Consider the following 14,460-nt stretch of genomic DNA (forward strand, 5'->3'; position numbering starts at 1 on the left):
GGTGCGGGAAGACCCCGGGCGGGCCCGGTCCTCCTCAGCCGCGGCAGCCGCAGGCCGCCACGGCCGAGGCCATCCGGTCCAGGGCGCGCTGGGCGCCGTCGGCGTCGGTGGTGCCGTTGGCCATGAACGCGAAGGCCAGCAGGCGGCCGTCGGCGTCGACCGCGGTACCGGCCAGGGTGTTGACGCGGGTGAGGGTGCCGGTCTTGGCGCGGACGAGGCCGCGGCCCGCCGCCCCGTCGCCGTAGCGGCCGCGCAGGGTGCCGCTGAATCCGGCCACGGGCAGGCCCGTGAGGAGCGGGCGCAGCGCGGGGCGGCGGGGGTCGGCGGCCAGTGCGAGGAGCCGGGCGAGGAGGTCCGGGGAGAGGGCGTCCGCGCGGTCCAGGCCGCTGCCGTCGGCGATACGGGCGCCGTCCAGGGGCAGACCGAGCTGCCGCAGCCGCTCGGTGACGGCCTGCGCGGCGCCCTCGAAGCTCGCGGGGCGGCCGGAGGCGAGCGCGGTCTGCCGGGCGAGGGCCTCGGCGATGTCGTTGTCGCTGGTGGTCAGCGCCCGCTCGACCAGCGCCGACAGCGGTGGCGAGGAGACCGCGGCGAGCGGGCGGGCACCGGCCGGGGCGCGGCCCTCGGCGGGCTCGCCCTCGCAGCTCACGCCCCGTTCGCGCAGCAGCGCGGCGAACGCGCGGGCCGCGTCCCCGGCGGGGTCGGCGGTGCGGTCGGCGGGCCCGTGGTCGGAGGCGTCCAGGCGCCCCTCGTCGGCCATGAGGGCGGTGACCGGGGCGATGTTGTCGTTGGGGCCGATGGTGTGCTGGGTGGGGCCGGTGTAGCGGGAGGTGTCGTAGGCGAGCCTGACGTGGTCCTTGCCGTCCGCCTTCAGGGCGCGGGCGGTGGCATCGGCCAGGTCCGCCAGGCTCGCGGGGCGCGGCCCGGCCCCGTTCGCGGGGCGCGCGGTGAGGGTGGGGTCGCCGCCGCCGACCAGGACCACGGTGTCGCCCTCGCGGACGGCGGTGGTCTCGATGCGGTGGTCCGGCCCGAGGGCGGTGAGCGCTGCGGCGGCCGTGGCGAGTTTGACGGTGGAGGCGGGGGTGTACGCGCCGTCCTGGCCGGAACCGTACAACCGCTGCCCGGTCGCGGCGTCGTAGACCACCCCGGCCGCCTGCGCCCCGAGCGCCGGGTCCCTGAGCAGCGGGTCGAGGACGGCGGCCAGCCCGGCGCGCGCGGGCGGGCTCCCGGCGCCGTCGCCGAGGGCGGCGAGGACGGGCGGGGTCCCCGGCGTCACGGACGGGGCGTGCGGTGAGTCGGCGTGCGCCGCCACCGCGGCGGCGCGCTCCCGTTCGGCCCGGCGCTGCCCGCCCTCCCAGGGACCCGCCGCCGCCACCGCGCCCGCCGCGACGAGCAGGCCCGCCGTCGCCGAGAGCGCGACGAGCCGGAGGGTGTGCCGCTGCGCCGGGGGGATGCCGACGCGGCCGCCGATCTGCCACCATCGGGCCTCTGACACCATGGACCAGCCCCTTTCGCCACCACACGCCTGCGTGGGGGACACTTAATCACCAGACGTATGTGTTGATCATGGAGGAGCCACCCGTGGAGTTCGACGTCACCATCGAGATCCCGAAGGGTTCGCGGAACAAGTACGAGGTGGACCACGAGACCGGTCGCATCCGCCTGGACCGCCGCCTGTTCACCTCGACCAGCTACCCGGCCGACTACGGCTTCGTCGAGAACACCCTCGGCGAGGACGGCGACCCGCTGGACGCGCTGGTCATCCTGGACGAGCCGACCTTCCCCGGCTGCCTCATCAAGTGCCGCGCGATCGGCATGTTCCGCATGACGGACGAGGCCGGCGGCGACGACAAGCTGCTGTGCGTCCCGGCGAACGACCCGCGCGTGGAGCACCTCCGCGACATCCACCACGTCTCGGAGTTCGACCGCCTGGAGATCCAGCACTTCTTCGAGGTCTACAAGGACCTGGAGCCGGGCAAGTCGGTCGAGGGTGCCGAGTGGGTCGGCCGCGCCGAGGCGGAGGCCGAGATCGAGGCATCCTACAAGCGTCTGGAGGCCGCGGGCGGTTCGCACCACTGAGCCCCGGCAGGCCGTGTCCGACGGGCGGTCCGTCCCTTCCCTGCGGGAGGGCGGGCCGCCCGTCGGCGTTGTGCCCGCTTTCCGGCAGGCGGCCGCTTTTCTTTCGACAGGCGGCCGCTTTTCAGAAGCCGCGGGTGCGTTTCGCGGCGCGGCGCCCGGCGGCGGCGCCGGGCACGCCGAGGAAGAGCCGGGCCGCCTCGGAGCCGAGGTTCACGCCGATGGCGATGGCGAGGGCGAGGGCGGCGGCCCTGGTCAGGCTGGCCATACCGACGTCCAGCTTGTTCTGGGCGAAGTTCAGCAGCGCGAAGTACATGGCGCTACCGGGCAGCAGCGGACCGATGGCCGCCGTGACGTACGGCAGCGCGGACGCGTGGCGGTAGCGCGAGAGGAGCTGGGCGAACAGGCCGACGAGGCCGGCCGCGAGGGCGGTCGCGGGCATCGGGTCCAGGCCGCCGGTGTCGGCGAGCGCACCGTAGATCACCCAGGCGACACCGCCGTTGAGGGTGACGAACAGCACGGTGTGCCGCTCCTGCTGCAGCAGGACCGCGAACGCCAGCGCCAGCAGCATCGCCGCGACGATCTGGATGACGGGCCGCTCCTGACGCTCCAGCACCGCCTCGGGATTGAGGGTGCGGCCGCCGACGTGCACACCGCCGTAGAGGACGACGAGGACGCCGCAGACGATGCCGACGATGAGGTAGCCGACCTCCAGCAGCCGGGCGGCGGCGGTGATGTAGTAGCCCGTCAGGCCGTCCTGGACGCCCGCGACGAGCGCCCGCCCGGGGATCAGGGCGAACAGCCCGCCAGTGATCACGGCGGACGCCTGGACGCTTGAGTGGCCGGCGCTGAGCGCGACACCCATCGCCGCGGGCGGCATGGCGGCCACGACGAACTGGTAGAACTCCGGCAGCCCGCGCTCGGACGCGAGCCAGGCGAGCCGGTCGCCGAGCATCGCGCCGGCCGCCGCCGCGAGGAAGACCACGAGGCCGCCGCCGACCAGCAGGCTCGCCGCGCCGGCCAGCAGACCGGAGGCCAGGGAGAGCACCCAGACCGGGTACGGGTGGCGGTTGCGGCGGATGTCGGCGAGGCCGCGGTAGGCCTCCTCCAGGGTCAGTCCGCGCGAGGTGATCCCGTGGACGAGGCGGAAGACGGCGTCGAGCCGGGTGTAGTCGGTGCCCCGGCGGCGCACGGTGCGGCTCGCGGTGACCGGGTCGTCCACCAGGGACGGCTGGTAACTGACCGACAGCTGGGTGAAGGTGACGGTGGGCTCGCAGCGGCCGAGCCCGTAGGCGTGGGCGACGCCGAACATGGCCGCCTCCACGTCCTCGGCGCCCTCGCCGCCGGCGAGCAGCAACTCGCCGATGCGCAGGGTCAGATCGAGGACGCGCGGTACGGGCGGCCCCTCCTCCTCGGCCTTCTCCGCCCGCTCGGGCACCGGCCGTTCCCCGAGCGGCATGCGCAGCATCGTGCGCATCCGGTCCTGCCAGGGGGCTTCCTTGGTCAGGCTGACCCTGGGCAGACCGTGCGGCGGGGTGAACCCGGGCAGCGGCGTGGACTGCGTGGTGCTCGCGTCCGGCAGGACGGCGCCGCTGGGCAGGACGAAAGCGGAACCGGGGGGCTCGGGCTGCGCCTCGGGTTCGGCGATGCCCTCCGGGACGGCGAACTCGGAGGTGGGGTGCTCGTCCTCGGGGGACTGCGGCAGCGGTACGCCGGTCGGCGGGGTGAAGGCGCTGCGCGCCTCGTCGGACGCCGGCTTGCGGTCCTCGGCCGCTTCCGTCTCCCGCTCCCCCCGCGGCCGTTTCCGTTCCGCCACCAGACCACTCCTCGCCACGTGCGCGCCAGGCGCTCCGCCGGAAAACCACGGCGCGGCGGAGCCGCGCACCGACGCGGCCCCGCGCCCGCTTAGGGCCACCATGCCCGATCAGGCGTACGGGCGCTCAACGGGGGCGGGGTAAGCGGATGCGCGGCGCGCTGCGGCTCGGGGCGGGCCCGGTGGCTCAGTGCCGGGCGTGGTGGCCGTACGGGAAGTCGGGGTCGGTGGGGTCGCCGTGTCCCGGCTGGCGCGGTACGCCGTACTGGCCCGGGTACGCGCTCCCCTGCCCGCCGGGGCCGGACGGGTCGTACGGGCCGGGGTGGCCGTCCTGCTGGTACGGGGCGCCGTACGCGCCGCTCCCCCAGCCGGGCTGCCCGGGCTGCTGCGGCATGCCGGACCCGGCACCCTGCCCGTACGGACCGGGCTGGCCGTACCCACCGGTCCCGGCCGGGGCGGGCCCGGCGCCCTGCCCCGGCGCTCCGAACTGCGGGGCGCCCTGACCGGGCTGCGCGAACCCGTCACCGCGCCCGTGGACACCCGCCCCGCTGCCGGCCGGCGCACCGGAACCCGACTGCCCGAACCACGAGGCCGCACCCTCGTGCCCAGCCGCACCGGACTGCCCGTACGCGCCACCGGCCCCGCCGTCCTGCCCGGCGAACGGACCGGCCTGGGCGCCGGGCCGCGACGGCGGAACAGCCACGCCACCGTGCCCGGCCCCGCCCGTCTGCGCGAAGTCAACGCCGCTCCCGGCCGCGCCCGCCTGCCCGTAGGCGCCGCTCACCCGGCCACCCGGGGCACCGGAACCCGGCTGACCGAACCGCGCCCCCTCGCCACCGCTCCCGGCCGCACCGGCCTGCCCGTACTGTGCCGCCGCACCACCGTGCCCGGCCGCGCCCGCCTGCCCGTACTGTGCCGCCGCACCACCGTGCCCGGCCGCGCCCGCCTGCCCGTACTGTGCCGCCGCACCACCGTGCCCGGCCGCGCCCGCCTGCCCGTACGCGCCACCGCCCCGGCCGTCCTGCCCGGCGAACGGGCCGGGAGCCGCCTGCGCGAAGTCGCCGTCCCGCCCGTACGCACCCGGTCCGCCGGGAGCGCCGTACGGGCCCGCCTGCCCGAAGCCGGCACCCGCGAGCGGCGCCGACTGGATGCCGCCGCGCCCGGCCGGAGGCGCGGTCTCGGCAGTCGGCTGCGCGCCGGGCCAGGCGAACTCCGCCGTGTGGCCGTCGTGGCCGGAACCGTCGGCGGGGGCCGGGACCCGCGCGGCCGTGTCCTCGCCCGCCGCGGAGGCGCCCCGCTTCGCCTGGGCCCTCGCGCGCAGCAGCTCGATCACGACCGGGATCACCGAGACCAGCACGATGCCGACCAGGATGAACTCGATGTTCTTGTTGACGAATGCGATCTTGCCGAGGGCCGCGCCCAGCAGCGTCACGCCGGCGCCCCACAGCACACCGCCGAGGACGTTGAAGATGATGAAGGAGCGGTAGTTCATGCGGCTCACGCCGGCGATGATCGGCGTGAACGTGCGGATCACCGGGACGAAGCGGGCCAGCACGAGGGACTTCGGGCCGTGCTTGTCGAAGAACTCGGCGGCCTTCTCCACGTTCTCCTGTTTGAAGAGGCGGGAGTCGGGGCGCCGGAAGAGCGCGGGGCCGACCTTGCGGCCGAAGAGATAGCCGGCCTGGTCACCCAGGATCCCGGCGATCACGATGAGCACGCACACCAGCCACAGCGGCTGCGTGATCTGGCCCGTGGTGACCAGCAGGCCGGTGGTGAACAGCAGCGCGTCGCCCGGCAGGAAGAAGCCGATCAGAAGGCCGGACTCCGCGAAGACGATGGCCAGGACACCGATCAGACCGAAGTGGTCGATCAGATAGTTCGCGTCGAGCCACTGCGGGCCGAGCGCGAGGGTGGTCATGGGGGTCACGGGTCACAGGCTCCTGGGTCGAGGGCACAGGCTCGGCGCGGGGCCCGGCCGCCGGCCGGGAGGCGGTGCTTGGGATGCGCGAACCCCAAAGGTACCAACGCGGCCCCCGGCCCCCCGGTTCCGGACGGGCTCCGGACCCCTCCCGCACGGGGCTCAACCAGGAGGCCCCGGCATGCGTCCCGGCAGGTGAGCGGGGAAACTTCACACCACGGAGGTGGATGCGATGGGCATCGAGGAGTACGGGGGCGGGCAGTCCGGCGAGGCCGGTGTGCTCGTGGTCACAACCAACGACGTGCCGGGCTACAAGGTCGACCGCGTCATCGGCGAGGTCTTCGGGCTGACGGTGCGCTCCCGGCACATCGGCAGCCAGATCGGTGCGGGCCTGAAGTCGTTGATCGGCGGCGAGCTGCGGGGTCTGACCAAGACCCTGGTGGAGACCCGCAACCAGGCCATGGACCGGCTCATCGAGCAGGCACGCGCGCGTGGCGCGAACGCGGTGCTGATGTTCCGCTTCGACGTGACGGAGGCGGCGGACATCGGTACGGAGGTCTGCGCGTACGGCACTGCCGTGGTCGTCTCCCCGCAGCAGTGAGCGCGTTATCCGCTTCCGGGCGGGCCGGCCCGTACGCACGCGTGCGGCCGCCCGCCCGGAGGTGTGTCCGGGCGGGGGACGCCGGAGTCCGTACGAGCGTGTCGGCCGGTGCCCGGTGGTAGGGACCCGGCATGGCGCTCCACAAAGGCACACACGTCCGCGCCCCCGGGCGCGGCTACTCGGTGAACCCTTTCTACGGCGAGGCCGACCCGGTCGCGGGCATGGCCGCCGAGCCGCCCCGGCACACGCTGCCCGACGGGCCGATGCCCCCGCACACCGCCTACCAGTTCGTGCACGATGAACTGATGCTGGACGGCAACGCGCGGCTGAACCTGGCGACCTTCGTCACGACGTGGATGGAGCCGCAGGCGGACGTGCTGCTGGCCGAGTGCCGGGACAAGAACATGATCGACAAGGACGAGTACCCGCGCACCGCCGAACTGGAGCGGCGCTGCGTGGCGATGCTCGCCGATCTGTGGCACGCGCCCGATCCGGCCTCCGCCGTCGGCTGCTCGACGACCGGGTCGAGCGAGGCGTGCATGCTCGCGGGGCTTGCCCTCAAACGGCGCTGGGCCCTGGCGAACGCCGACCGCTATCCCTCGCGCGGGGCGCGGCCCAATCTGGTGATGGGCGCCAATGTGCAGGTGTGCTGGGAGAAGTTCTGCAACTTCTGGGAGGTGGAGGCGCGGCAGGTCCCCATGGAGGGCGAGCGCTTCCACCTCGACGCGGCCTCGGCGGCCGCGCTCTGCGACGAGAACACCATCGGCGTCGTGGCCGTCCTCGGTTCGACCTTCGACGGCTCCTACGAGCCGGTGGCGGACATCTGCGCGGCGCTGGACGCGCTGCGGGAGCGGACGGGCCTGGACGTCCCGGTGCACGTGGACGGCGCGTCCGGCGCGCTGGTGGCGCCGTTCCTGGACACCGGTCTCGTGTGGGACTTCCGGCTGCCGCGCGTGGCGTCGATCAACGCCTCGGGGCACAAGTACGGGCTGGTGTACCCGGGTGTGGGCTGGGCGCTGTGGCGGGAGCGGGCGGCGCTGCCGGAGGAGCTGGTCTTCCGTGTGAACTATCTGGGCGGCGACATGCCCACGTTCGCGCTGAACTTCTCCCGGCCCGGCGCCCAAGTGGCCGCCCAGTACTACACGTTCCTGAGGCTGGGCCGCGAGGGCTTCCGTGCCGTGCAGCAGAACACCCGGGACGTGGCGTGCCGACTGGCCGCGCGGATCGGGGAGTTGGAGGAGTTCCGGCTGCTGACGCGCGGGGACCAGCTGCCGGTCTTCGCGTTCACGACGGCCGACGGGGTCACGGCGTTCGACGTCTTCGACGTCTCGCGGCGGCTGCGCGAGCGCGGCTGGCTCGTGCCCGCCTACAGCTTCCCGCCGGACCGGGAGGACTTGTCTGTGCTGCGGATCGTGTGCCGCAACGGCTTCACGCACGATCTCGCCGACCTCTTCCTGGAGGACCTGCACTCGCTGCTGCCCGAACTGCGGCGGCAGCCCGGGCCGTTGGGCCGCCCGGAGGCGGTGGCCACCGCTTTCCACCACTGATCTTTCAGGTGCTGAAGTTTCAGCCACCGACGTTTCAGCCACTGAAGTTTCCGGCGCTGAAGTTGCAGGCACTGAAGTTTCCGGCACTGAAGTTTCCGGCACTGAAGTTTTCCGGCACTGAAGCGCTGACGCGGCCCGCTCGCCGAAGGTCCGTCAGCGTACGACGCCCTGCCACGGGTCGCCCTCGTCGGCCATGACGTACGCGCCGTTCTCCAGCCGCTCGACGAGCCCCCGGGCCCACTCCTCGCCGCTGTGCGCCGTGTGCGTCCACAGGCCGACGATCTCGCCGATGTGGCCCCAGTCCTCGTCCTCGCCGGGCGTCCAGTTCTTGCGGATCTCCTCGCGCCACGCGGCGAGGGCGGCCACGCGCTGCTTGAGCAGGGCGATCGCCTCGGCGCGCGGCAGGTCGACGAGGAAGCCGACGGCCGCGGTGAGGACGTCGACCTTCTGGCCGGGCGTGGTGAGTGCCTCGCGCAGCAGCCGGAAGTACTCGCGCTCCCCGGCCCCGGTCAGCTCGTACTCGGTGCGCGGCGGGCCGCCCGCCTCGCTGGGGGCGGTGTCGTGGGCGAGCAGCAGCCCTTGTTTCGCCATGCTCTTGAGCGCGTGGTAGATCGACCCGGGTTTGGCGTTGGACCACTCGTGCGCGCCCCAGGACTCCAGGTCGCCGCGCACCTGGTAGCCGTGGGCCCGCCCGTGCTGGCGGACCGCGCCCAGGACCAGCAGCCGGATCGCCGACATCGTCACCCTCATTCCGCCCAGTGCCTTGCCGTGCTCAGCGTAGGCACTGGGCGGACGCGGCTCACACCCGGCCGGAGGCCGCCTGTCGTCCCCTCTGCCCCTGCTGCTCCTCCTGCTCCTCCTGCTCCTTCCGCTCCTGCTGCTCCTGGTCGACGAGCGAGAAGGCGGTCCGGCCGTCGAGGGACTCGCGGATGACGTCCGCGTGGCCGGCGTGCCGGGCCAGCTCCTCGATCAGGTGCAGGAGCATCCAGCGCATCGAGGCCCGCGACTCCTGCGGGAACCAGGGCGCCGGCGGCAGCGCGAAGGTCTCCTCCAGGCCGGGCAGCGCGCGCACGAAGCGCTCGGTCTCGGCGGCGGCCTCCTCCCAGGAGGCGAGCAGGGCGGCGACCGTCTCCTCCCCGGTGGGCCGGAAGCTCTGCTCGAACTGCTTCATGGCCTCCTCGTCCACGGGCCGTGCACGGCCCTTGGCCATCTCCACCCAGTTGGCCTCGGCGCTGATGGCGTGCTTGAGCAGCCCGGCGAGGGACAGTTCGCTCGCGCTGGGGACGGTGAGCGCCTGTTCGTCGGTGAGGCCGAGGACGGAGCGGCGGATGCCGCCGCGCTGGGCGTCGAGGAAGGCCAGCAGGGTGCCGCGTTCGTCGGCGGGGTCTTTCTCGATCACGTGCGTGGGCATGGGGCCCTGCCTTTCGTGCGCTGGGGTGCGACGTCCTCACGGTAGGACCCCATGCGGACAGCTCCGGTCCTATATGCCTGCCGGGTTCGGAAGCCGGATTCAGAACGGGACCGGGTTCAGAACGGGAACTGTGTCCGCCCGTACTGGATCGAGATCCACTTGGTGGTGGTGAACGCCTCGACCATCGCCTCGCCGTTCAGCCGTCCGACGCCCGACTGCTTCTCGCCGCCGAAGGGGACGATCGCCTCGTCGTGCACGGTCCCGTCGTTGACGTGGATCATCCCGGTGTCGACGCGGCGGGCGACCCGTACACCGCGCTCGACGCTCCCGGTGTGGACGGCGCCGCTCAGCCCGTAGGGGGTGGCGTTGGCGAGCCGGACCGCCTCGTCCTCGCCGTCGAAGGGGATGATCAGCGCGACCGGGCCGAAGATCTCCTGGGTGAGGACCGGGGAGCCCTCGGGGATGTCGGTGAGCACGGTGGGCGGGACGAGGGAGCCGGAGGTCTCGCCGCGCAGCAGGATCCTCGCGCCGTCGGCGACGGTCTGGTCGACGAGGGTGTTGACGGCCTCGGCCTGGCCCGAGTGGATGAGCGGGCCGATGTCGGTCGTCGGATCGCCCGGGTCGCCGACCTTCAGACCGCGCACCTTGGCGACGAACTTCTCGGTGAACTCCCGCTCCACGCGGCGGTCCACGAGGACGCGGTTGGCCGCCATGCACACCTGCCCCTGGTGCACGAAGCGGCTGAAGACGGCGGCGTCGACCGCGTAGTCGAGGTCGGCGTCGTCGAGGACGATCAGGGCGCTGTTGCCGCCGAGTTCGAGGATGACGCGCTTGAAGTGCCCGCCCGCGACGGAGGCGACGTGCCGGCCGACCCGGTCGGAGCCGGTGAAGGAGATCACCTTGGGCACCGGGTGCTCGATGAGCGCGTCGCCGATCTCCGCGATGTCGGTGACGACGACGTTGAGCACGCCCGGGGGCAGTCCGGCCTCGGTGAGGACCTTGGCGACCAGTCCGCCGCCGCATATGGGGGTGTTCTGGTGCGGTTTGAGGACGACGGCGTTGCCGAGCGCGAGTGCGGGGGCCACGGACTTCATCGACAGCAGGAAGGGGAAGTTGAAGGGGCTGATCACGCCGACGACCCCGACCGGCAGGCGGTAGAGCCGGTTCTCCTTGGTGCCGTCCGGGGAGGGCAGGATGCGGCCCTCGGCGCGCAGCGCGAGGTGGATGGCCTCGCGCAGGAACTCCCGTACCAGGCGCAGCTCGAAGGCCGCCTTGAGCGCGGTGCCGCCGCACTCGGCGGTGATGGCGGCGGCGAGTTCGCCCTCGCGCTCGTCGATGACGGCCAGGGCGCGCTCGAAGACCAGTCTGCGGGTGTACGGGTTGGTGGCGGCCCACTGCGGCTGGGCGCGCTCGGCGGCGCGGTACGCCTCGTCGATCTCGTCGGTCCCGGCCACGGTGATCGTGGCGAGTTTCTCCCCGTTGTAGGGGTTGAAGTCGACGATGTCCCAGGACCCGCTGCCGGTGCGCCACTCACCGTCGATGTACTGGAACGCCAGCTCCTCGAAGAAGGACATGCGCCATCCCTGTCTGGAGAACGGGGGCGCGCGACGGCGCCCGAACGGAAAGTCGTACTCCTGATGGGACGTCATCGTACGCATGTGTCATAGGAGTTGGAGACGCCGCCGGATGAGCTCGCGGGTTTCCGAGGGGGTCAGGCTCGCGTCGTGGAGCCGCTCCATCGCCTTCGCGTACTGGGCGACCTCGTCCGGCTTGTCCAGGTAGAGGGCGCTGGTGAGCTGCTCCAGGTAGACCACGTCGGACAGGTCCGACTCGGGGAAGCGCAGCATGGTGAACGCGCCGCTCTCGCCCGCGTGTCCTCCGTAGGCGAACGGCATGACCTGGAGTGTGACGTTCGGCTGCTCGGAGATGTCGATCAGGTGCTCCAGCTGGCCGCGCATGACGGCCTCCCCGCCGTACGGGCGGTGCAGCGCGGCCTCGTCGAGGACCGCGTGGAAGTGCGGCGCCCGCTCGGAGAACAGCAGCTTCTGCCGCTCCATGCGCAGCGAGACCCGCCGCTCTATCTCGGCCTCCTCGGCGCCCGGCTGGCCGCGCACGACGACGGCCTGGGCGTAGCCCTCGGTCTGCAGCAGCCCGTGCACGAACTGCACTTCGTAGATCGATATGTGCGACGCGGCGCCCTCCAGTCCCACGTACGTCTGGAACCATCCGGGCAGCACATCACCGTAACTGTGCCACCAGCCCGCGACATTGGCCTCCCGGGCGAGGCCGAGCAGCGCTTCGCGCTCGCCCTCGTCGATCACTCCGTAGAGTGTGAGCAGATCCTCCACATCGCGCGCCTTGAAGCTCACCCTGCCCAGCTCCATCCGGCTGATCTTGGACTCGGACGCCCGGATCGAGTAGCCGGCCGCCTCCCGCGTGATGCCCCGGGACTCGCGCAGCCTGCGCAGCTGCGATCCCAGAAGGATGCGGCGCACCACCGAACCGCTCGACTCGCTCGTGGCCATCTCCGTGACTCCTCCTCGCCCGGCGTGCGCCGGGCCTCGTCCGTCCGGGTCGTGCCGGCCGTCTCTCGCGCTGCCTCCCCGAAGGCCTCCCGTGCTCTCCCGCCCGAGGGAGTCCCTCACAGAGGGCGTCCCCCGTTCCCCCGGCGCTGAAGTCTGCCATCTTCGGGCTCCGTTGAGTGTCCATCCGATTACACAGCCGTCGGCAGTCCGCCGGCCGTACCGAGGAGGGCGTAGGAAGAATTGCGTCCGAATCCGTTCGTGCGCCCCCAAACCCCCCTCGTGCACGTGCATCTGCCCTTGCATGCGCCTGCCGCGTTCGGCAACGATGGACACGCACACGTGCGTGTCACGTCCACGATTGCCAGGAGTGCCTCGGATGGGTACCGAAGGATCGACTGTGCTCTCACCGCTGTGGCGAGGGCTGCCACCGATCGCCCCATCGGCCGTCTCCGGTTCCGCCTCCTGCGCCCTGCCGCCCCGCTTCGAAGCGGTCCGGACGGCCCGGAGGTTCACCAGAACGACCCTGCACCAGTGGGGACTTTCGGTCCTCTTCGACGATGTGGCCCTGGTCGTCTCGGAGTTGGTCACGAACTCCATGCGGTACGGGCTGCCGGACGGGCATCCGGCGGGCCCCGACGCCGAGACGCCGATACGGCTGCACCTGATGCGCTGGACCTCGCGCCTGGTGTGCGCGGTGCGCGACCCGAGCGAGGAGAGTCCCGTCGCGGGCGAGGCCGACGCCTCGGCGGAGTGCGGGCGCGGGCTGTTCCTGGTCGAGTCCTTCAGTGACACCTGGGGCTGGCACCCCCTGACGGGCGCGGTGCGCGGCAAGGTGGTCTGGGCGCTGTTCCGGCTGCCCCGGGACCGCGACTGACCGCGACTGACCGCGCCGGGCGCACAGCGTACCGGCGCGCCGCCGGCCGGCGGGAGGGGCCGGGTCAGTCACCCACCAGATCGTCGAATTCGCCGTCCTTGACCCCCAGCAGCATCGCCTCGATCTCGGCGGGGGTGTAGACGAGCGCCGGGCCGTCCGGGAAGCGGGAATTGCGCACGGCGACCGCGCCGCCCGGCAGTTTCGCGAACTCCACGCAGGACCCCTGCGAGTTGGAGTGCCGGCTCTTGCGCCAGACGACTCCTCGAAGGTCCGTGGCAGCCATGCCGTTGAACGCGTGAGGCACAGGACTCTCCCGGAGCTTGCAGGGGACACCCCGGCACGAAGGGTGGGGTGAGCAACTACCCCGGATCATAACCGCGTTCATGTGCCCATGCACGGGCCGATGCACGTGCACGTACCGTGCTCCGGCGGTTTCGCTGCGCTGTGCCAACAGGGTGCACACGGGACACCCGAACGGCCCAACCCCTGACGACACGTCACCCCCACAGGCCATCGCAACGGGCACCCCGCGCGGGAAGGCCGCAGGATGGCTGCCATGACCACCTACAGCCTTGAGCAGCTTCGCCGTTGCACCGTCGCCGTCGATCTCGGGGCCGCCCGTACCCGGGTCTACCTCCGGGAGACCGGACTGATCGTGGACGAGCCGAGCCTCGCGGCGGTCAACACCCGCACCGGCTCCCTCATCGCGGTCGGCTCGCTCGCCGAGGGCATGGCGGGCCGCACCCCGGGACACATCCGGGTCGTCCGGCCGATCTCGGGCGGCACCGTCGTCGACATCGACATGGCCCAGCGCATGCTGCGCTTCCTGGTGGACGAGAAGATCCGCAAGGCCTGGCGGCGCAAGCCGCTGCTGCGGGCCGCGGTGTGCCTGCCGCACGACGCGGAGCCGCTCGCGCAGCGGGCGGCCTCGGAGACCCTGACGGGGCTGGGGGCGCGCCGGGTGGAGGCGGTGGACACCCTCATCGCGGCGGCGGTGGGCTGCGGGCTGCCGGTCGAGCAGCCGGAGGCCTCCATGATCGTGGTGTGCGGGGCGGCCTCGACCCAGGTGGCGGTGCTGTCGCTCGGTCAGATCGTGGCGGCGGAGAAGGTCCTGGTGGGCGGGGACGCGATCGACTACGCGGTGGTCCAGCACGTGCGCAGCCGGCACGAGCTGCAGCTGCCCTCGCAGGGGCTGCACCCGCTGCACCTGGCGCTGTGCCAGGAGCCGGTGGTCGAGGGCAAGGAGGTGCGCGGGCGCGACGTGGCCACGGGGCTCTCCCGCACGGTGACCGTGGAGATGGCCTATGTCCGCGAGGCGATCCAGACGCCGTTCACCGTGGTCATCGATGCGATCAGCCGGGTGCTGCGGGCCTGCCAGCCGGATCTGGTCGCGGACCTCGTCGAGGGCGGGGTGACGCTCGCGGGCGGCAGCGCGGTCCTGCCCGGACTGGACCGCATGATCGCCAAGGCGACGGGGCTGACGGTGCGGATCGCCGAGAACCCGGACGTGTGCGCGGTGCTGGGGCTCGGCGCGATGATCGAGGGCCGGATGCGGCTGCTGCACCGGGACCCCATGACCGGCTGAGCCCCCCTCGCCCCGGGCCATGGGCCGCCCGGAGAATCCGCCCCGCCCCTTGGGAACTTCTTTACCCACTGGAGCGGTTCTGATCTGTGCACCCCGATCTTGAACGAGGAGAT

At 72.8% G+C, this 14,460-nt stretch carries 13 protein-coding genes; 5 read left to right on the top strand and 8 right to left on the bottom strand.

From position 1 onward, the window contains the following. Positions 1 to 34: 34 nt before the first annotated feature. Entirely contained in the window at positions 35 to 1,495 is a 1,461-nt protein-coding gene (gene dacB / locus ACFP1Z_RS26705) for a D-alanyl-D-alanine carboxypeptidase/D-alanyl-D-alanine endopeptidase (RefSeq protein ID WP_390320167.1), read from the bottom strand. Positions 1,496 to 1,578: 83 nt separating this feature from the next. Here dacB and ACFP1Z_RS26710 point away from each other — a divergent pair, with 83 nt between their 5' ends. Then, positions 1,579 to 2,076, top strand: coding sequence for an inorganic diphosphatase (locus tag ACFP1Z_RS26710; protein ID WP_390320241.1), 498 nt, complete (start codon positions 1,579 to 1,581; stop codon positions 2,074 to 2,076). A gap of 121 nt (positions 2,077 to 2,197) precedes the next feature. Here the strand turns inward: ACFP1Z_RS26710 and ACFP1Z_RS26715 are convergent, their stop codons facing one another. Both ACFP1Z_RS26715 and ACFP1Z_RS26720 read right to left on the bottom strand, forming a co-directional pair. Continuing rightward, entirely contained in the window at positions 2,198 to 3,889 is a 1,692-nt protein-coding gene (locus tag ACFP1Z_RS26715; RefSeq protein WP_390320169.1) for a threonine/serine exporter family protein, read from the bottom strand. Between the two features lie 184 nt (positions 3,890 to 4,073). After that, positions 4,074 to 5,804, bottom strand: coding sequence for a DedA family protein (locus ACFP1Z_RS26720; protein ID WP_390320242.1), 1,731 nt, complete (start codon positions 5,802 to 5,804; stop codon positions 4,074 to 4,076). A gap of 232 nt (positions 5,805 to 6,036) precedes the next feature. On the opposite strand from ACFP1Z_RS26720, the gene ACFP1Z_RS26725 reads away from it, so the two are divergent. Then, positions 6,037 to 6,405 (top strand): YbjQ family protein, encoded by a 369-nt coding sequence (locus ACFP1Z_RS26725; RefSeq protein ID WP_390320170.1) that lies wholly within the window; start codon positions 6,037 to 6,039, stop codon positions 6,403 to 6,405. 131 nt (positions 6,406 to 6,536) lie between these two features. Further along, entirely contained in the window at positions 6,537 to 7,952 is a 1,416-nt protein-coding gene (locus ACFP1Z_RS26730) for a glutamate decarboxylase (protein ID WP_390320172.1), read from the top strand. A 153-nt stretch (positions 7,953 to 8,105) separates the two neighbouring features. Here ACFP1Z_RS26730 and ACFP1Z_RS26735 read toward each other — a convergent pair whose 3' ends face one another. From ACFP1Z_RS26735 to ACFP1Z_RS26750, 4 genes are all read right to left on the bottom strand, one after another. Further along, entirely contained in the window at positions 8,106 to 8,690 is a 585-nt protein-coding gene (locus ACFP1Z_RS26735; protein WP_390320173.1) for a PadR family transcriptional regulator, read from the bottom strand. Between the two features lie 61 nt (positions 8,691 to 8,751). Continuing rightward, a complete protein-coding gene (locus ACFP1Z_RS26740; protein ID WP_390320174.1) occupies positions 8,752 to 9,363 on the bottom strand; it encodes a DinB family protein in 612 nt (203 codons plus the stop codon). Between the two features lie 116 nt (positions 9,364 to 9,479). Next, complete coding sequence (locus tag ACFP1Z_RS26745) at positions 9,480 to 10,937, bottom strand: aldehyde dehydrogenase family protein (RefSeq protein WP_390320175.1); 1,458 nt, start codon at positions 10,935 to 10,937, stop codon at positions 9,480 to 9,482. Positions 10,938 to 11,024: 87 nt separating this feature from the next. After that, positions 11,025 to 11,888, bottom strand: a complete 864-nt coding sequence (locus ACFP1Z_RS26750) for a helix-turn-helix domain-containing protein (RefSeq protein ID WP_390320176.1) — start codon at positions 11,886 to 11,888, stop codon at positions 11,025 to 11,027. Between the two features lie 376 nt (positions 11,889 to 12,264). Here ACFP1Z_RS26750 and ACFP1Z_RS26755 point away from each other — a divergent pair, with 376 nt between their 5' ends. Further along, positions 12,265 to 12,762 carry an ATP-binding protein gene (locus tag ACFP1Z_RS26755; RefSeq protein WP_390320177.1) on the top strand — a complete coding sequence of 166 codons (498 nt, stop codon included), beginning with the start codon at positions 12,265 to 12,267 and terminating at the stop codon, positions 12,760 to 12,762. A 64-nt stretch (positions 12,763 to 12,826) separates the two neighbouring features. Here ACFP1Z_RS26755 and ACFP1Z_RS26760 read toward each other — a convergent pair whose 3' ends face one another. Then, complete coding sequence (locus ACFP1Z_RS26760; RefSeq protein ID WP_390320178.1) at positions 12,827 to 13,066, bottom strand: DUF397 domain-containing protein; 240 nt, start codon at positions 13,064 to 13,066, stop codon at positions 12,827 to 12,829. Between the two features lie 252 nt (positions 13,067 to 13,318). On the opposite strand from ACFP1Z_RS26760, the gene ACFP1Z_RS26765 reads away from it, so the two are divergent. Further along, complete coding sequence (locus ACFP1Z_RS26765) at positions 13,319 to 14,347, top strand: rod shape-determining protein (RefSeq protein WP_390320179.1); 1,029 nt, start codon at positions 13,319 to 13,321, stop codon at positions 14,345 to 14,347. The last annotated feature ends 113 nt before the right edge of the window (positions 14,348 to 14,460 follow it).

This window comes from Streptomyces gamaensis, assembly GCF_042656465.1.
GTDB classification, from domain to species: Bacteria; Actinomycetota; Actinomycetes; order Streptomycetales; family Streptomycetaceae; genus Streptomyces; species Streptomyces gamaensis.

What these genes read in the sequence shown, in the direction of transcription:
- dacB (WP_390320167.1), bottom strand. Translation starts at nt 1,495, where the DNA reads ATGGTGTCAGAGGCCCGATGGTGGCAGATCGGCGGCCGCGTCGGCATC.
- ACFP1Z_RS26720 (WP_390320242.1), bottom strand. Translation starts at nt 5,804, where the DNA reads ATGACCACCCTCGCGCTCGGCCCGCAGTGGCTCGACGCGAACTATCTG.
- ACFP1Z_RS26725 (WP_390320170.1), top strand. Translation starts at nt 6,037, where the DNA reads ATGGGCATCGAGGAGTACGGGGGCGGGCAGTCCGGCGAGGCCGGTGTG.
- ACFP1Z_RS26730 (WP_390320172.1), top strand. Translation starts at nt 6,537, where the DNA reads ATGGCGCTCCACAAAGGCACACACGTCCGCGCCCCCGGGCGCGGCTAC.
- ACFP1Z_RS26735 (WP_390320173.1), bottom strand. Translation starts at nt 8,690, where the DNA reads ATGTCGGCGATCCGGCTGCTGGTCCTGGGCGCGGTCCGCCAGCACGGG.
- ACFP1Z_RS26740 (WP_390320174.1), bottom strand. Translation starts at nt 9,363, where the DNA reads ATGCCCACGCACGTGATCGAGAAAGACCCCGCCGACGAACGCGGCACC.
- ACFP1Z_RS26745 (WP_390320175.1), bottom strand. Translation starts at nt 10,937, where the DNA reads ATGTCCTTCTTCGAGGAGCTGGCGTTCCAGTACATCGACGGTGAGTGG.
- ACFP1Z_RS26750 (WP_390320176.1), bottom strand. Translation starts at nt 11,888, where the DNA reads ATGGCCACGAGCGAGTCGAGCGGTTCGGTGGTGCGCCGCATCCTTCTG.
- ACFP1Z_RS26755 (WP_390320177.1), top strand. Translation starts at nt 12,265, where the DNA reads ATGGGTACCGAAGGATCGACTGTGCTCTCACCGCTGTGGCGAGGGCTG.
- ACFP1Z_RS26765 (WP_390320179.1), top strand. Translation starts at nt 13,319, where the DNA reads ATGACCACCTACAGCCTTGAGCAGCTTCGCCGTTGCACCGTCGCCGTC.